The organism is Caulobacter zeae (genome assembly GCF_002858925.1).
Lineage (GTDB): Bacteria > Pseudomonadota > Alphaproteobacteria > Caulobacterales > Caulobacteraceae > Caulobacter > Caulobacter zeae.
Genome location: NZ_PJRS01000034.1, coordinates 123668 through 141495, shown reverse-complemented (window position 1 = coordinate 141495; position 17828 = coordinate 123668). Strand labels below are relative to the sequence as shown.

13 protein-coding genes are annotated in these 17828 nt (G+C 71.0%); 7 read left to right on the top strand and 6 right to left on the bottom strand.

Annotation, left to right across the window (positions count from 1 at the left end; all coding sequences use genetic code 11):
• Nucleotides 1–208: cation:dicarboxylate symporter family transporter (locus SGCZBJ_RS16955; RefSeq protein ID WP_133149279.1), on the top strand; the 208-nt coding region annotated here is incomplete at its 5' end.
• A gap of 103 nt (nucleotides 209–311) precedes the next feature.
• Nucleotides 312–1754 (top strand): OprO/OprP family phosphate-selective porin, encoded by a 1443-nt coding sequence (locus SGCZBJ_RS16950; protein WP_101719169.1) that lies wholly within the window; start codon nucleotides 312–314, stop codon nucleotides 1752–1754.
• Here SGCZBJ_RS16950 and SGCZBJ_RS16945 read toward each other — a convergent pair.
• The 6 genes from SGCZBJ_RS16945 to SGCZBJ_RS16920 form a co-directional block, all read right to left on the bottom strand.
• Entirely contained in the window at nucleotides 1751–2752 is a 1002-nt protein-coding gene (locus tag SGCZBJ_RS16945) for an alpha/beta hydrolase fold domain-containing protein (RefSeq protein WP_101719168.1), read from the bottom strand. The genes SGCZBJ_RS16950 and SGCZBJ_RS16945 overlap by 4 nt on opposite strands.
• A gap of 11 nt (nucleotides 2753–2763) precedes the next feature.
• Nucleotides 2764–3366, bottom strand: coding sequence for a helix-turn-helix transcriptional regulator (locus tag SGCZBJ_RS16940; RefSeq protein WP_101719167.1), 603 nt, complete (start codon nucleotides 3364–3366; stop codon nucleotides 2764–2766).
• A gap of 160 nt (nucleotides 3367–3526) precedes the next feature.
• Entirely contained in the window at nucleotides 3527–6247 is a 2721-nt protein-coding gene (locus SGCZBJ_RS16935) for an ATP-binding protein (RefSeq protein ID WP_101719166.1), read from the bottom strand.
• Between the two features lie 72 nt (nucleotides 6248–6319).
• Nucleotides 6320–8791: an ATP-binding cassette domain-containing protein gene (locus tag SGCZBJ_RS16930; RefSeq protein ID WP_205685411.1), complete on the bottom strand. Its 2472-nt coding sequence runs from the start codon at nucleotides 8789–8791 to the stop codon at nucleotides 6320–6322.
• Nucleotides 8788–9666 carry a branched-chain amino acid ABC transporter permease gene (locus SGCZBJ_RS16925; RefSeq protein WP_101719164.1) on the bottom strand — a complete coding sequence of 293 codons (879 nt, stop codon included), beginning with the start codon at nucleotides 9664–9666 and terminating at the stop codon, nucleotides 8788–8790. The genes SGCZBJ_RS16930 and SGCZBJ_RS16925 overlap by 4 nt, the downstream gene beginning before the upstream one ends.
• A gap of 3 nt (nucleotides 9667–9669) precedes the next feature.
• Nucleotides 9670–10848: an ABC transporter substrate-binding protein gene (locus SGCZBJ_RS16920; RefSeq protein ID WP_205685410.1), complete on the bottom strand. Its 1179-nt coding sequence runs from the start codon at nucleotides 10846–10848 to the stop codon at nucleotides 9670–9672.
• Between the two features lie 10 nt (nucleotides 10849–10858).
• On the opposite strand from SGCZBJ_RS16920, the gene SGCZBJ_RS25445 reads away from it, so the two are divergent.
• The 5 genes from SGCZBJ_RS25445 to SGCZBJ_RS16900 all read left to right on the top strand — a co-directional run bounded on the left by SGCZBJ_RS25445 (nucleotide 10859) and on the right by SGCZBJ_RS16900 (nucleotide 17737).
• Nucleotides 10859–11125, top strand: a complete 267-nt coding sequence (locus SGCZBJ_RS25445; RefSeq protein WP_133149278.1) for a hypothetical protein — start codon at nucleotides 10859–10861, stop codon at nucleotides 11123–11125.
• Nucleotides 11122–11907 carry a GntR family transcriptional regulator gene (locus tag SGCZBJ_RS16915; protein WP_101719162.1) on the top strand — a complete coding sequence of 262 codons (786 nt, stop codon included), beginning with the start codon at nucleotides 11122–11124 and terminating at the stop codon, nucleotides 11905–11907. The genes SGCZBJ_RS25445 and SGCZBJ_RS16915 overlap by 4 nt, the downstream gene beginning before the upstream one ends.
• 8 nt (nucleotides 11908–11915) lie before the next feature.
• Nucleotides 11916–12548, top strand: coding sequence for a flavin reductase family protein (locus SGCZBJ_RS16910; protein ID WP_101719161.1), 633 nt, complete (start codon nucleotides 11916–11918; stop codon nucleotides 12546–12548).
• 483 nt (nucleotides 12549–13031) lie between these two features.
• On the top strand, nucleotides 13032–16325 hold the full coding sequence (locus tag SGCZBJ_RS16905; RefSeq protein WP_205685408.1) for a TonB-dependent receptor: 3294 nt from the start codon (nucleotides 13032–13034) through the stop codon (nucleotides 16323–16325).
• A gap of 8 nt (nucleotides 16326–16333) precedes the next feature.
• Entirely contained in the window at nucleotides 16334–17737 is a 1404-nt protein-coding gene (locus tag SGCZBJ_RS16900) for an amidohydrolase (protein WP_205685406.1), read from the top strand.
• The last annotated feature ends 91 nt before the right edge of the window (nucleotides 17738–17828 follow it).

Sequence of the window (17828 nt, the reverse complement as noted above, 5' to 3'; positions counted from 1 at the left end):
CGTCCCCGTCGCCGGCATGGCCCTGATCCTCGGCGTCGACCGCTTCATGAGCGAGTGCCGGTCGCTGACCAACTTCATCGGCAACGCGGTGGCCACCGTCGTCGTCGCACGATGGGACAAGGCGTTGGACAAGGAGCAGCTGGACGCCGCCCTGGCCGGCCGGGCCGCACCGCTCGACGCCGAGCCGCTGCCGGCGCCGGCCGAGTAGGCCGCTCCACTTTCCCGCAACCTGGGCCGCCCACGCGGCGGCCTCTTCATCCTTCTTCGTCTCCCTCCCGCGCCCCCGCGCGGGAGGCGGGGAGAACGCAGCCATGCGCATGCTTTTCGCCACCACGGCCCTCGTGGCCGCCAGCGCCGCCGGCGCGGCCCAGGCCCAGGACGTCGACCTCGCCCTCCTGAAAGCCCAGATCCAGGCCCTGCAGGCGCGGATCGACGTGCTGGAGCGCCAGGCGCTGGTCCCTACCGCGCCGCAGCCCGTATCCGCGCCGGTCGCCGCGGCGGCGCCGGTCATCCAGACGCCGCCCAAGCCCGCGCCCGAGCCGATGCGCTGGGAGAACTCGCCGCGCTTCACCGACGCCTCGGGGGCGACCTTCAAGCTGCGCGGCCGGATCCTGCTGGACGCCGTCGACGCCGTGGCCCAGCGCGACGGCCTGGCCGATTATCATGCCCGCGAGCTGCGGGCCCGGCAGCTGTTCCTCGGCGTCGAGGGCCAGAACGGCCGCTGGGGCTATCGCCTGGAGGGCGGCGCGGTCAGCGGCGGCGCCTGGGGCTGGGACGACGCCATCATCGACTATCGCCTCGACAAGCAGACCAGCCTCTTGGTCGGCAACCAGAAGGCCGCTTCGCTGGAGGGGCTGACCTCGTTCAAGTCGATCACCTTCATGGAGCGCGGCGCCTATGGCGACGTGATCGACGCCGGCTACGTGCTGGCGCTGCAGGCGGTGCGCACCGGAACCAACTGGTCGCTGTGGGGCGCGCTCCAGGGCGACAACATCAACCGCACCGACGCCGTCGGCGGTTATGACCCCAACCAGGCGGTCGAGCGCATGGGCGCCACCGTGCGGGCCACCTGGTCGCCGCAACTGTCGGACAGCGATCGCCTGCACCTGGGCGCCTGGGTTCGGCGACGCGACCGGGGCGGGGAGACGGGCTTCACCTATTCGGCGGCGGCCAACACCGCCTTCCGGCCGCAGGCCTCGAGCGGAGCGACCCTGTTCTCGACGGGCGCGGTCGGCGACGGCGACACCACGCTGGGCCTCGAGGCGGCCTGGGTGCACCGCGCCCTGTCGCTGCAGGGCGAGGCGGCCAGGATCCGGGTCGACCGCATCGGGATCGACGTCAACGCGGCGCTGGGCGGGCCCAACTTCGACATCGTCACGGCCTACGCCTCAGCCAGCTGGTTCGCGACCGGCGAGACGCGGCCCTACAATCCCAACGGCTCGTTCGGCCGGATCCGGGTGGCCCATCCGCTCGACCGGGGCGGCTTCGGCGCGCTGGAGTTCGCCGCCCGCTACGACTACGCCGATTTCAGCGACATGGCCGCCAACGGCGTCGCCCCCCTGGCGGCGCAGACGGGGCTGGCCACGGCCGGGACCTATCGCGCCGTGACCCTGGGCGCGAACTGGTACCCCTACGCCTATGTCCGGCTGAGCGGGAACCTGACGCGGGCCAGGATTGACAACCGTCCGATCGCCGGCGCGCAGCTCGACGCCGACGTCACCGTCGCCCAGGCCCGGCTGCAACTGGAGTTCTAGCGTCCGGTCGCCAGCACCGTCCGCAGGAAGAGCGCCGTCGCGCGCACCGCCGCTTGCGCGGGCGGGGTGTCGCGCAGGGCCTCCAGCACCATGAAGTCGTGGATGGCGCCGATCATGCGCTGCGCGGTGACCTGCACGCCCGCTCGCATCAGCTTGCGGGCGTAGGCCTCGGCGTCGTCGCGGGTGACGTCGGCCTCTGCGGTGACCACCAGGGTCGGCGGCAGGGCCGAGAGGCGGCGCAGCGGCGTGTCGAGCACGAAGGCGGGCGTATCGTCGTCCGGCGTCGCGCCAAGGCAGGCCTCGCAGTAGCGCAGGTCGTCGGCCGTAGGGCCGGGCCCCTCGGCGAAGGCCAGGCTGGAGGGGCTCTCGCCAACCGGCGCGGTGATCGGGCACAGCAGGGCTTGGCCGGCCAGCGCCGGGCTCTCGGCGATTGCGAGCCGGAGCGCCAGGGCGGCGGCGATCGCGCCCCCGGCGCCGTCGCCGGCCACGGCGATGCGGGTCGGGTCCAGGTCCAGGCTCGCCGCGCGCTCGACGAGCGCCAGCAGGGCCAGGTGGGCCTGCTCGATCTGGGCCGGATGCCGCGTCTCGGGCGCCAGGGCGTAGCCGACCTCGACGACCGCCGCCTCCGCGCCCAGGGCCAGGCGGCGCATCAGCCGCTCGTGCGTGCCGCCGCCGCCCATGATCCAGCCGCCGCCATGCAGGTAGAGCACGATGGGCAGGGGCGCGGACCGGCCCGGCGGCCGCAGGACGCGCAGCGGCAGGCGCTCGCCGCCAGCCAGGTTCAGGGCAAGGTCGAGCACCGTCACCTCGGGCAGGTTCGACTGGGGCGCCTGGGCTTCGGCGAAAGCCGCGCGCGCCTGGTCCAGCGGCTGGTCGCGCAGGGGCGCGGGGGGGCGGTCCAGGCGCTCGTTGACGAACTGCTGGGTGACAGGGTCGAGCACCGGATGGGCCGAGGCGGGAGTCAGCACCGGGCCGGCGGCGGGATCGTTGCGGGACAAGGCGTGGTCCTTCAGGCCAGGGCCGCGTCGGCCAGGCCGATCGAGGTTTGCTGGTCGCGCTGGTGCAGGCGGCGCCAGACCAGCGGGCTGGTCTCGAAGGCGCGGCGGAAGCGGTTGGAGAAGTGGGCTTGGTCGGCGAAGCCGCAGGCGGCGGCGATCTGGCCCAGGGGCTCGTCCGTCTCGACCATCATCTGGCGGGCGCGGTCCAGGCGGCGCTGGATGATGTGCTCGCGAGCCCCGCCGCCGTAGCTGACCGCGAAAGCGCGCGAGAAGTGGCTGACGCTGAGGCGGACCAGGGCGGCCAGATCCGCCACCTTCACCGGCGCATCGAGATTGGCGGCCAGGTGGGCGTCGACGCGCCGGACCTGCCAGGGCGCGAGACCGCCGGTGACCGGCGCGGGGCGGGCGTCGTCCAGCAGTCGTTTGCCTTCGCGCTGAACCAGTTCGATCGCCTCGCGCACCCGGCGTTCGGCGGCCAGGCGGTCTTCGCGGGCGGCGGCGCGGGCGTCTGCCAGCAGGCCGGCGATCAGGTCGGGCAGGGCGGGGGCGTTCAGGTCGACCACGCGATCGAAACCGGAGGCGGCGGCGACGGAGGTCATGGGTTCGAAAGACATGGCAGCGTTCCTTTCAGCGCCCGGCTCGCCGCCGGTGTGAAACTACGATGCCAAGGTCCTCCGCTGAGCGTGAGTTAAGCCTTGTGTAGAGTTGTGTAGTTGGAAAAGATAAGGAAAAACAGTTGCTTGATTGGTTGTTGCGCGGCGCTTGCCGCCGTGTTCAGCTCGCGTCGAGCAGCGCCCGCGCGGCCTTGCGATCCGGGCAGCCGGGAACGTCGGGCAGGGCTTCCAGCGCCTCGCGTACGCGGCCGGGCTCTGCCAGGGAGATGGCGGCTCGCAGGCCCCAGGCGCCGGCGCCTTGGGCGCGGGCCAGGTCCAGGGCGGCGTGAAGGCTCGCCTCGCGCCCGGCCGGATCGCCGGTGATGGCCGCAAGGCGCATCAGCTCGGGACCGACCCAGGTCGACAGCTCCTGGTTCAGGCGGGCCAGCATGGCCTTATCGACTAGTGCGGCGTCGGCGGCGACGAAGCACTCGACCTGCATCGGGAAGGCCTCGGCGGGCGCGCGCACCGAAGGATCGAGGGCGGCGAGGTAGCCTTGGCCCCACAGCTCCCAAAAGCGCACGCCGCGCCCCCGCGCCCGCTCCAGCAGACGATCGACCCAGTGGCGGGCGAGGTCCGCCTGGCCGGTCCAGAGGGCGACGGGCACGGCGCCGACCGCCAGGCCGTAGCAGATGGTCAGGTCGTGGTCGGTGGCCAGGGCCGCTTCGGCCGTCTCTCGCGCCAGGCGCAGGGCCTGGGCGGACTCGCCGCGCAGCCACAGGATCCGCATCTTCAGGGCCTGGGCCGAGATGGTGTCGTTGACCTGGGCGTGGTTGGCCTGGTTGGCGACCACCGGACCCGTGTGGGTGGCGATCACCCGCTCGACCAGCTTCAAGGCCTCGTCCTGGTCGCCCGAGAAGTGACGCAGCAGGGCCTGCATGTGGTCGGCCGTCTGCAAGGCGGCTGGATCGCCGACGGCCTGGGCGATGGCCTGGAAGGCGTCGGCGAAGACGGCGCAGTCGGCATAGCGCCCGGCCAGGATGGCGTGGGCCCAGCGGCCCCAGCCGGCCCGCAGCCGCAGCGCCGGGTCGTTCAGCGCCTCGGCGATTTCCAGGGCGCGGGCGAAGGCGGCTTCCATGGCCGCCGTCGGACCCCGGGTGTGCCACAGGGCGTGGCCCTGGGCGCTCAGCAGCTCGACCTCGGCGGCCGAGCCGGAGAGGTCGGTGGCGGCGATGCTCTTCAGGGCCTTCTCGACCAGGGCCAGGAACTCGCTGGGCAGGCTGAGGTGGAACCACAGTGGCGCGGAGACGACGGTCAGGCGGATGGCCAGCGGCAGGTCGCCGGCCGGCGAGAACGCCCAGGCCAAGGCGGCGCGGACGTCGTCGACCAGCCGGCTCTTCTCGGCCAGCCATTCGCGGCGGGCGCGGCCTTCCCAGGCGCTGTCGGTGTCGGCCAGCTCGGCGCAGCAGTATTCGGCGTGGCGGCGGGCGGTCTCGCCGGCGTCCGGCCGCGCGGCCAGGGTCTCGCGGGCATAGGCGCGGGTCGTGTCGAGCAGGCGGTAGAGGGTGGCCGGCCCCGAGGCGTCGACCGACAGCAGCGACTTGCGGGCCAGGGCGGTGACGATGTCGAGCACGGCGGCGCGGCCCAGGTCCTGGTCGGCGGCGACCGCCCGGGCGGCGTCCATCGGAAAGGCGCCGGCGAACAGGCTCAGGCGATCCAGCACCGCGCGGCCTTCGGCCGGCAGCAGGCCGTAGCTCCAGTCCAGCGTGGCGCGCAGGGTCTGCTGGCGGGGCAGGGCGGTGCGCCGGCCCTTGGTCAGCAGGCCGAAGCGGTCGTCGAGATTGGCGGCCAGCTCGGCGGCGCTCATCATGTCGATCCGGGCGGCGGCCAGCTCCAGCGCCAGCGGCATGCCGTCCAACCGGCGGCAGATCTCGGCGACGGCGGCGGCGTTGGCGTCGGTCAGGGCGAAGGCGTCGTCGCTGGCCCGGGCGCGCTCGACGAACAGCTGCACGGCCGGGTAGCCGCCGGCGGCCTGCGCGTCGATTGCGCCGTCCTCCGGAGCCGGCAGGGTCTGTAGCCGGTGCACCCACTCGCCCTCGGCCCGCAGGGCCTCGCGGCTGGTGGCCAGAACCAGGGTGGCGGGCGCGTCCAGATGGATGGCCTGGGCGAGGTCGGCGGCCGCGTCGACCACGTGTTCGCAGTTGTCGAGCACCAGCACGGTCGGGACCTGGGCGAGGCGCGCCACCACGGCGGCCAGGGCGTCGCGGCCCGAGCCTGGCAGGTCGAGCGCGGCGGCGGCGGTCCCGGCCACCAGTTCCGACTGGGCGACGGGGGCCAGGTCGACGAACACCCAGGGCAGTCCCTGCGCCTGGGCCACGCGTTCGGCCACAGCGGTGGCGACGGTGGTCTTGCCGATGCCGCCGGGGCCGATCACGGTCATGAAGCCGCGCTCGGGCAGGAGCTGGACCAGGCTGTCGACGATGGCGTCGCGGCCGACGATCCGCCGGGCAGTCGGGCGAGCACGCGTCGGGGCGAATGGTGCGGGCAGCAGAACGACCGGCTCAACGTCGGGGCGCGTGACCGGCGCGACGAAACGGTAGCCGCGGCCCTGCTCGTTCAGTACGTATCGGGTGCCGTCGCGGCCGTCGCCCAGCGCCTTGCGCAGCCCGGCGATGTGGACGCGCAGAGTGCTTTCGTCGACCGTCACGTCGGCCCAGACCCGCGCCAGCAGTTGGTCCTTGCTCAGCAGCCCGCCGTCGGCGTCGATCAGGGCCAGCAGGATGTCCAGCGCCCGGCTGCCGATCGCCACCGGCTGGCCGCCCGCGCTCAGCAGGCGGCGTTCGCGGTCGAGCGTGAACGGGCCGAAGGCGAGCGAGGAACTGGCGGCGGTGCTGGACGGCATGGGGCGGTTTCGCGCGGATTCGTTTTGCGCCGATAGAACTAATCTTGCGCGATGGCGTGACCGTGACCCCGTTCAGCCGCCGAGATAGGCCGCGTTGATCGCCGGATCGGCGGCGATCTGCGCCGAGGTTCCGTGGGCCACGATCTGGCCTCCGCTCAGCACATAGGCCCGGTCGGAAACCGACAGCGCCAGTCCGGCCATCTGGTCGACGATCAGCAGCGTCAGGTCCTGGTCGCGCAGGTCGCGGAAGGCGCCGAAGATCTCGTCGATCACGCGCGGCGCCAGGCCCAGGGACGGCTCGTCCAGCAGCAGCACCTTGGGCCGGCTCATCAGGGCGCGGGCCAGGGCCAGCATCTGCTGCTCGCCGCCCGACAACAGGCCGGCCCGCTGGTGGAGGCGTTCGGAGAGACGCGGGAAGCGGGCCAGCATCTCCTGGGTGCGGGCCTCCAGGTCGCGGCGGTCGAGGAAGGCGCCCAGGCGGATGTTGTCGCGTACGGTGAGCTCGGGGAACACCTGCCGGCCCTCGGGCGACAGCACCACGCCCTTGCGCACGCGCTCGTTGGCGGAAAGGCCGTTCAGCAGGCCGCCCTCGAAGGCGACCTGGCCCTCGGCGGCGGGATGCAGGCCGGCGATGACCCGCATCAGGGTCGACTTGCCCGCGCCGTTGGCGCCGAGCAGGGCGACGGCCTCGCCCTGGCGGACCTCGATCTCGACGCCCGACAGCACGGGGGCCGCGCCATAGCCGGCGGTCAGGTTGACCACCCGCAGGGCGTCCATACGGCTGACCGGTCCGCGATCGACGGGCGCGGAGGCAGGGGCCGCGCCCAGATAGGCCGCGCGGACGGCGGGATCGGCCTGGACCTCTTCCGGCGTCCCTTGCGCGATCTGCACGCCGGCGTTCAGCACCACGACGGCGTCGGACACGCCCATGACCAGGCCCATGTCGTGCTCGATCAGGCCGACGGCGACGCCGGCTCGGGCGATCTCCTTCAGCAGGGCGGCCAGGCGGCGCTTGTCTTCCTGCGACAGGCCGGCGGCCGGCTCGTCCAACAGCAGGACGTCGGGATCCAGCGCCAGGGCGCGGGCGATCTCGACCAGGCGGCGGTCGACATGGGCGAGATCCCCGGCGGGGAGGGTCGGGTCGCCGGCATAGCCACAGGCGGCCAGCAGGGCGCGGGCGCGTTCACGCTGCGCCGTTGCGGCGAAGCGGGCCAGGGGCGCGCCGAGCTTTCCCCGGCGGGCGGCCAGCAGCACGTTGTCTTCGACGCTGAGGCTCTGGAACACCTGCGAGGTCTGGTAGGAGCGCGCCACCCCGGCCCGGGCGGCGGCGAAGGCCTGGCGGGGCAGGGGCGCCTCGCCCAGCAGGCAGCGGCCGTCAGTCGGGCGGTAGAAGCCGCTGAGCAGGTTCATCACCGTCGACTTGCCCGCGCCGTTGGGGCCGATCAGGGCCGTCACTCGTCCGGGCGGCAGGGAGAAGCGGGCGCCGTCCAGGGCGCGCAGGCCGCCAAAGCGCATGCCCAGGTCCTCGGCCGTGAGGGCGACGCGGGGGCGGGCGGCGAGCAGGTCGGCGAGGGGCGGGGCGGTCTCGGCGACGAGCGGAGCGGCGGGCTTGCGCCTGAAGGGCAGGGCGTCCCACAGGCCGGCGAGGCCGCGCGGCGCCAGCCACAGCACCACCATCAGGAGGGCCCCGAACACCAGGATGCGATAGGCCTCGAAGCCGGCCAGAAGCTCGGGCAGCAGGCCCACGACCAGGGCGCCCAGCAGCGGCCCCACGCGCGTACCCGATCCGCCCAGCACCACCACCAGCACGAACAGGATCGACTGGGTCAGGTTGAAGGTCTGGGGCGTCACGAAGCCGGCCATCGGCGCGAAAAGGCCGCCGGCGGCTCCGGCGAACAGGGCCGACAGGGCAAACGCCAGGGTGCGCACGACGGTGGGGTTCAGGCCCACCGACGCGGCGGCGACGTCGGTGTCGCGCACGGCCCGCATGGCCGCGCCCCAGCCGCCGGCCGACAGCCGCTGGAAGGCCAACAGCGAGGCGGCAGCCACGGCCACGGCCAGCATGGCCAGGCCGTTGGCGTCCAGGGTCTGGCCGAGCAGGCTGGGGGCGGGGATGTCGAGGATGCCGTTCTGGCCGCCGGTGACGTCGCGCAGTTCGACGAGACCGTGCTCGACGATCAGGCCGAAGGCGATGGTGACCATGGCAAGGTACGGACCCTTCAGGCGCAGGGCCGGGATCGCCATCAGGGCGCCCACGCCGCCGGCCAGCAGGGCGCCCAGCGGCCAGGCGATCCAGAAGGAAAGACCCAGCCGCGTGGTCAGCACCGCCACGGTATAGGCGCCGATGGCGTAGACGCCGGCATGGCCGAACGACATCTGGCCGCCCAGGCCGATCAGGATGTTGAGACCCACGCCGACGATCACCAGCAGGGCGATCTGGCCCAGCACGAAGGCGTAGTAGCTGTCGAGCACGCCGCCCAGGACCAGGGCGGCGACGACCGCGCCCAGCGCGGCCAGGGTGGAGCCGAGGGAACGCATGCTCATACCTTTCGCACCTCGGCGCGGCCCAGGAGGCCGTCGGGGCGCAGGGCCAGGGCCAGGATCACCAGGCCGAAGGTCAGCATCTGGGTGTAGCCCGAGCCCAGCACGCTGGCGGAGGCGGCCTCGACCACCCCGAACAGCACGCCGGCGGTCATGATCCCCCACGGGTTTTTGAGGCCGCCGAGGATGGCGACGGCGAAGGCCTTCAGGCCCAGCACGACGCCCATGTCGGGCTGGATGGTGAACAGCGGCGCAACCAGGGCGCCGGCCATGCCGGCCAGGGCCGAGGACACCGCGAAGGCCGCCGCGATCATGGCGCCGACGGGAATGCCCATCAGGCTGGCGGCGTCGCGGTTCTGGGCCACGGCCAGGATCGCCGTGCCCAGCAGGGTCTTACGGCTGATCCAGTGCAACGCCCCCGCCGTGGCCAGGCCGACGACCGGGATCAGCAGGTGCAGCGGATAGACGCCCAGCGACGCGTTCCCGACGGTCACGGACGAGGAGGTGAGGATCGAGCTGAGGCTGCGCGGCTCGGTGCCGAACAGGAACAGCGTGGCGTTGTCGGTGACCAGGCCGAGCGCCACCGTCGCCATCAGCCAGGCGTCGGACCGGCGCTTGAGGAACGGCCGCACGGCCAGTCCCTCGACCAGCAGGCCATAGAGGCCGGACAGCGCGATCGTGGCAGGCGCGGCCAGCAGCGTGGGCCAGCCCAGTGTTCGTTCCAGCGTGAACAGCAGCACCGCGCCCAGCATGGCGCTGGTCCCTTGGGCGAAGTTTAGCGCCCCGCAGACCGAGAAGGTGATGTGAAAGCCCAGGGCGATCAGCCCGTACATGCTGCCGAGCGCCAGGCCGCTGAGGAGGGGAGCCAGAAGATCCATGGCCTAGCCGCGCTGGACCGGCACGATGGCGTCGCCCTCGAAGCGGGCCCAGACATAGTCGTTCTGCGTCAGGGCGTCGTGGCGGCCGTCGGCGAAGGGGCGCTCATAGGTCTTGATCAGGCCTTCGTAGCGGTCGATGGCGGAAAAGCCCTTGCGCACGGCGTCGCCGTCGGTCGAGCCGGCCTTGTCGATAGCCAGCGCCGTCAGGCGCAGTGCGTCGTAAGCGTTGGCCACGCCGACGGCCGGCGAGATGTCGGCCGGCGACTTGATGTCGGGATACTTGGCCATCAGGGCGGCCAGGACCTTGTCGCGCGCGGGGGTGACGGGGCCCGCGAAGCTGTAGGTCTGGACGAAGGTCACGCGGCCGGCGTTGGGGCCGGCCAGTTCGCCGAAGCGCCCGCCAGCCGGGCCCCAGTGCGAGACCACTGGCACGCTCCAGCCCATGCGGTCGAGCGAGCGCACGACCTGGGCCGACGGTCCGACCGTGCCGACCAGCAGCAGGGCGTCGGCGCCGGCTGCGCGCAGGCGGCCAAGCTGAGGCGTCACATCGACATCCGACGGCTCGAAGCGTTCGGCGCCGGCGAGGGGAGAACCGGCCGCGGCCAGGGCCGCCTTCAACCCCTTCTCGTTGGACTCGCCCCAGGGATTGTTGAGCAGGATCAGGCCGGGGCGCTTGGCGGAGAAGGTTTCGCGGGCGTAGGCGACCATGGCCTTGTCGACCTCTTCGTCGACGGCCGAGACGCGGAACACGAAGTTGGGGCTGGTCCCGTTCTGGGTGATGGCCGTGCCGGCCGCCCACGGCACCATGAAGGGAACCTTGGCCTGGCTGGCGATCGGCACGATGGCGCGGGCCACCGGGGTGTCGAGCCCGCCGAACAGCACGGCCACCTTCTCGCGGTGGATCAGTTCGCGGGCGGCGGTGACGCCTCGGGCCGGGTTGCTCTCGTCGTCGCGGCGGACCAGCTCCAGCTTGCGTCCGCCCAGCACGCCGCCGGCGGCGTTGATCTCGTCGATAGCCACGGTCAGGCCTCGGGTGATCGCCTCGCCCGAGCGCGCCGACTGGCCGGAGAGGGCGGTGACCAGGCCGATCTTCACCGGCCCCGCGCCGCCCTGGCCCTTGCAGGCGGCCACGAGGACAGCGAGGCTTCCGACGGCGAACATGCGGCGGGACGGATTCGACACGAGACACCTCTTGAGCTGGCGCGACGCGTGGGCGGCGGGCCGTGTTCCAAGGCGAGTTAATCGCGTCGCTCGCACATCGGCTCATAAAATCGTCGACGATTTGAAGAATTATGCGTCGACATTCTGGCTGTGCAGAAAGTCGACATTCGCCATTGCAAATCTGCTCGCGATCGCGGCATCGTGGCGTCAAGGCGGTGGGTTGGCGCGGATCCCCGGTTGCATCGGGCTCGATGCGGGCGCCTACAACCGCAATCACCAGTTTCGGCGGATTTCATGACCCAGACGCCCTCGGCCAAGCCGCGCAAGACCGCCTCGACCGCCGCCGGCGCGCGCAAGGCCGGCCGTGGTCCGGCCAAGACCGACATGGCCGGCATTGCCGCCGTCGACGGTGGGGCCGATGTCGAGCAGCGGATCTATCAGTCGGTGTTCGACGGCGTGCTGAACCAGCGCCTGCCGCCGGGCACCAAGCTTCCCGAACCGGCCCTGTGCTCGCTGTTCGGCGTCAGCCGGGCGGTGGTGCGCAAGGTGCTGCAACGGCTGGAGCATGACCGCATCGTCGAGCTGCGCCCCAACCGCGGCGCTGTTGTCGCCGCCCCGACGCCGGAAGAGACCCGCAAGATCTTCGAGGCCCGCCGCGCGCTCGAGGCCGCCCTGGTCGAACTGGCCGTCCAGCGCCACAGCGGCAAGGACATCGAGGAACTGCACGCCCTGCTGCACCAGGAGGAAGAGGCCATGGCCAACGCCTACCAGCCGGCCTGGGCCCAGACCGCGCGCAACTTCCACCTGCGGGTGGCGGCCCTGGGCGGCAACCCGATCCTCTTGGCCTACCTGACCGAGCTGATCTCGCGCTGCTCGCTGATCGTGGCGTTGTACGAGCCGGCCGGCAACGCCGCCTGCGAGCACGAGGAGCATTGCGACATCGTCGACGCCATCTCCAAGGGCGACGCCAAGCGCGCCGTGGCGGCGATGAACGCCCACCTGGTCGGTCTGGAGGAGCGGATATGCCTGGAGCGGCCGTCCTCGGTGAAGACCCTGGCCCAGATGCTGAACCTGGCCTGAGCCGCGCCATGCACGTCGATTTCGCCAGCATCACCGCCTATCAACGCTACAAGCTGATGGCGAGCCTGATCGTGCCTCGGCCCATCGCCCTGGTGACCACGATCAACGCCGACGGCGTGGTCAACGCCGCCCCGTTCAGCATGTTCAACATGCTGGGCGAGGATCCGCCGCTAGTGATGATCAGCATCAACCTCTTGGCCTCGGGCGGGCTGAAGGACACGGCCGCCAACATCGTCACGTCCGGCCAGTTCGTCGTGCACCTGGCCGACGAGGCTATCGCCGCCAAGATGCACGCCTGCGGCGAAGCATTGCCGGCCCACCAGAGCGAGCTGGACAAGGTGGGGCTGACCACCGCGCCGTCGGTCGAGATCGCCCCGCCGCGCATCGCCGAGGCCCCGGTCGCCTTCGAATGCGCCCTGTGGGAGACAATCCGCACCGACAGCCGGCTGATCTTCTTCGGCAAGGTGCTGCACCTGCACGCCCGCGAGGGCCTGATCGACACCAAGGCCTGGCGGGTCAGCCTGCAGGACTATTTCCCCGTCGGCCGCTTCGGGGCCAGCTTCTACGTCACCACCCGCGACCGCTTCTCGCTCGAGGACGAGGCGGGCAAGGTGCGCGAGACCGAGATCGACCGGATCTAGGTCGGGGCGGCGGGCTCTCTATCTGGCCGCCCCTCAACCCGTCTTTCCCCGAAGGCGGAGATCCAAACGGGGTCTGCGGCTTACGCACGGCCGCGCCTTCTCCCGAAAAGCAGCTTGGATCCCCGCCTACGCGGCGAAGCTCGGAGGTAATGGCTGGCGTCGCGGGGAAGCGGCACAGCCCGGCTCGTCCGCGCTCGGAAGATCGTCGACGATCCGTCGACTCCTCATCCGCCCCAGAACTTCATTCAAAGACCATCGGCGCCCCAAGGCCGGGCGCCTCGCTGCGCCGCACGGCCAAAAAAACTGGCAGACATAACGTCGACACTGATTTATCAAATCGTCGACGATTTAGTTTTAGATCATCGACGAAATTCCAGTTTCCCTGAAGTCGTCCCTGGCGGCCCGGCGACCGTGCCGATCCCGCCGCCGAGGACACGGCCGCGTGGGGATACGCGCGCCGCACTCGCAACAGGGGATATGGCGATGACGTTCATGAGAAGGCTTTCGGCCGGCGCCGCGATCGGGGTGATCGCGATGGCGGTCGCGCCCGCGGTGGTCCAGGCCCAGGTGATCACCGGCGCGATCCAGGGACGGCTGACCGACGAGGCCGGCGCGCCGGTGGCCGGCGCCCAGGTGACCATCGTCCACGCGCCCTCGGGCACGACTACCACGGCGACCACCAGCGCCGACGGCGCCTTCTCGGCCCGCAACCTGCGCCCGGGCGGGCCCTACCGGGTGACGGCCAATTCCGAGGCCTACGGGACCAAGACCGTCGAGGTGCCGGCGGTCAACACCGGCGACGCCTTCCAGCTGAACTTCGCGCTCGACGGCGGGGCGGTCGACGCGGTGGTGGTCACCGCTGCTTCGGTCGGCGCCAAGGACCTCAAGACCGGCCCCAGCTCCAACTTCAGCGCCGCCCAGATCCAGCTGGCCCCCTCGATCAGCCGCGATCTGAAAGACCTGGCGCGAATGAACCCGTTCGTGGCCATCGACTCCACCAACAGCAAGGCGCTGATCTGCGGCGGGGCCAACAACCGCTCCAACTCGCTGACCATCGACGGCGTGCGCCAGAACGACGACTTCGGCCTGCAGGCCAACGGCTATCCGACCCAGCGCTCGCCGATCTCGATGGACGTGGTCGAGACCCTGGGGGTCGAGCTCGCGCCCTATGACGTCAACTACGGCTCGTTCGGCGGCTGCACCATGAACGCCACGACCAAGTCGGGCGGCAACGCTTTCCACGGCATGGTGTTCTTCGAGAACACCAACCAGAACCTGCAAGGCAAGAAGTTCGAGTACGACGACTTCCAGGACGGTTCGCGCCAGAAGCGCACCCTGGGCGGCAAGTTCTCGGAGAAGACCTGGGGCGCGACCCTGACCGGTCCGATCATCAAGGACCGGCTGTTCTTCACCGCCAACTACGAGAAGTTCGAGCGCGTCGAGCCGTCGCTGACCGGCCCCGTAGGCTCGGGCATGCCCAATGAAGTTCCGGGGATCACCGTCGCCCAGGCCGAGCAGGTGCGCGAGATCATCAAGCGCGTCTACGGCTACGACCCGCTGGGCTATTCGGCCTCGCAGTTCCGCAATCTCGACGAGAAATACTTCATCAAGCTGGACTGGAACATCAGCGAGCGCCACCGCGCCACCGTCTCCTACCAGCGCACCTACGGCTCCAACCTTAACGCCTCGGGCAACACCCTGACGGGCGCCTCGACCTCGCTTGGCCTGCTGTCGAAGTGGATCGAGCGCGAGAACAATCTCGACGTCTACAAGGCCCAGCTGTTCTCGAACTGGACCGACAACTTCACCACCGAGCTGTCGGCCTCGTACAAGAAGATGGACAACCCCTCGACGCCGCTGGCGGGCACGGACTACGCCCAGTTCCGGGTGTTCGTGAACGGCGCGGGCGTGGGCCCCAGCATCTATGCCGGCACCGACGCCTCCTACCAGGCCAACGAGCTGACCACCTACCTGCAACAGTACCGCGCCAAGGGCGTCTACACCCTCGGCGCCCACAAGATCACCGGCGGCTATGAGCGCGAGGCGCTGAAGATCTGGGACGTCTTCGTCCAGAACGCCAACGGCGCCTACGTCTTCGACTCCATCGCCGATCTGGAGGCCAGGCGGGCCTCGTCGCTGGCCTACGCCAACGCCGGCGACAACATCAAGGCCCACGGCGGGGCCACGATCCACTCGGCCATGAACACCGTCTACCTGCAGGACGAGTGGGCGATCCTGCCGAACCTGACCCTGAAGGCGGGCCTGCGCTACGACTGGTTCGAGCAGAGCGACAGCCCGCAGGCCAACCCCGTGATCATGGCCCGCTATGGTCTGGACAACAGCGCCAACCTCGACGGCAAGCATCTGCTGCAACCGCGCTTCGGCTTCAACTGGCAGCCGGACACGACCCTGACGGTCTATGGGGGCGTCGGCCTGTTCGGCGGCGGTTCGCCCACGGTGTGGACGGCCAACACCTTCTACAACACCGGCATCGTGCTGGGTAACGTCAACTGCGCCCGCTCCGCCACGACCAGCGCCGCGTGCCTGGCGGGGCTGAACAATGTCGACGCCAAGACCGTCAATCCGGCCGTCCAGCAGCTCAACACCGCCAGCGCGGCGACAGGGCAGGGGCTGACCAACATCCTGGATCCCGACTTCAAGCCGCAGTCGTCGTGGAAGGCCTCGATCGGCGTCCAGAAGTACTTCGACCTGGGGCGCTTCGGCGGCGACGACTGGCGGGTCAGCGCCGAGTACATCCGCACCGAGGTCAAGGACGCCGTCACCTGGCGCGACCTCTACAGCGAGGCCAATCCCGGCCCGACCGCGCCCGACGGCCGTCCGACCTTCCTGCGCGGCCGCGACAACCGCTACGACATCTTCGTCACCAACACCGGCAAGGGCCACACCGACCAGCTGGGCCTGGCGCTGGGCAAGCGCTGGTCCGACGGCTGGCTGGACGGCCTGGACGCCCAGCTGTCGCACACCTACATCAACTCCAAGGACGTCAACCCGGGCATCAGCACGGTGGCGGCGGCCAACTACAACGGCGTGGCGACCGACGATCCCAACGACCCGGCCCTGGCGACCTCGAACTACGAGTTCCGCAACCTCTCCAAGCTGTCGCTGAGCTATCGCCGCGAGTTCTTCTCGGGCTATCGCACCGGGATCAGCCTGTTCGCCCAGCGTCGTTCGGGCCTGCCGTTCAGCTACACCTTCGACGTCGGCGCCAACGCCGCCCAGCCCGGCGACGTGCTGGTGGGCGAGAACGGCTCGAACGCCTCGCGCAATCGCCAGCTGCTCTACGTGCCCAAGACCCAGAACGGCCTGGTCACCGCCACCAGCGACCCGATCATCTCCTACGCCCCGGGCTTCGACTTCGCCGCCTTCAACGCCTTCCTGCAAAAGACCGGCCTGATCGACTACGCCGGCAAGATCACGCCGCGCAACGCCTTCAAGTCTCCCGAGGTGACCACGATCGACGTGCGCCTCAGCCAGGAGGCCCCGGCCTTCTTTCCGCACGCGGCCAAGGCCGAGATCTATGTCGACATCGAGAACCTGGGGAACATGCTCAACAACAAGTGGGGCGTGATCCAGCAGGTGCCCAACCCCTACGTCTCGTCGAACATCGTGGCCCGCAACTGCCAGTTCGCCGGCGTCGCCTGCGCCGCGGGGCAGGGGAATTTCTACCAGTTCGACAAGTTCACGTCGAAGGCCGCCACCAGCTTCAACACCCAGTCCGTCTGGCAGGTGAAGCTCGGCGTCCGCTACAAGTTCTAGAGGCCGATATGAGCGATCGCATGTTCAACTCCCCCACCGTTTCCGCCGCCCCGACGGCCGATCTCTCCCGCCGCGCCCTGCTGGGCGCGGGCGGCCTGGCGGCGGGGGCTCTGGGCCTCGCCGCCTCGGCCCCTTCGGCTTCCGCCGCCGCCCCGGCCAAGGGGCCGGCGGCGGGCGCGACGTACTTCCTGCGCAACGTCCGCCTGGAGACCGGCTACGAGCGCGAGGGCGACGAGGTCGTCGCCACCCGCACCGAGCTGAAGACCCTCAAGATCGAGAAGGGGGCCATAGCCGCCGTCCTGCCCGCCGGCGCGGCGATCCCGCCCGGCGCGGTGGTGCACGACGCCGGCGGCCTCCTGATGCTGCCGTCGTTCCGCGACATGCACATCCACCTCGACAAGACCTTCTACGGCGGTCCCTGGCAGGCGCCGCGCAAGCGCAAGGGCGGCATCGCCGGCCAGATCAAGCTGGAGCAGAAGCTGCTGCCCGAGCTCCTGCCGACGCTGGAGCCCCGCGCCGAGGCCCTGGTGGCGCTGCTGCAGGGCTATGGCACGACCTTCGCCCGCAGCCAGTGCAACGTCGACCCGGTGATCGGGACCAAGCACGTCGAGAAGCTCAAAGCCGCCCTCGACCGCCACCAGCCCGACTTCGGCTACGAGATCGTCGCCTTCCCGCAGCACGGCTTCGCCAGCATCGGCCTGGAGCAGCAGATGCGCCAGGCGGTGCGGGCGGGCGCGGCCTATGTCGGGGGCATCGATCCCACCACCGTCGACGGCGGCATGGAGCGCTCGGTAGACCTCATGATGCAGGTGGCGCTGGACGAGAAGGCCGGGGTCGACATCCATATCCACGAGCCGGGCGAAAGCGGCGTGGCCGCCATATCGCGCATCACCGACATCACCGCCCGCAACCCGGTGCTGAAGGACCGGGTGACGATCAGCCACGGCTTCTCGCTGATGTCGCTGGAAAAGCCGGCCCTGACGGAGCTTGCCGGGCGCATGGCGGCGGCGGGCGTTTCGGTGGCCTCCACCGTGCCGTTCGGCGGCCGGGTGATGCCGATCCCGGCCTTGCAGGCGGCGGGCGTCAGGGTGTTCACCGGCACCGACAGCGTCATCGACCACTGGTCGGTGTTCGGCAGCGGCGACGTGCTGGAGAAGGCCAAGCTGGCCTGCCAGCTCTACGGCTGGTCCGACGAGCAGGCTATCGGCCAGGCGCTGAAGATCCCCACCGGCGGGATCACGCCGCTGTCGCCGACGGGCGAGCAGCAGTGGCCCAAGGCGGGCGATGCGGCCGACTGCGTGTTCGTCGACGCGGCCAGTTCCGCCGAGGCGGTCGCCCGCCTGACGCCTCGTCAGGTCGTCCTGCATCGCGGCGTCGTGGCGGCGGGCGGGTTCAAGGCCTCCCGCGCCTGATCCCGGATCGACCCGCTCCGTCTAGGCGACGGGGCGGGTCGGCGCCGGCCGGTCCCTCCGCCCCGTGTCCCTGCGCGCCGCGGCGTTGCGC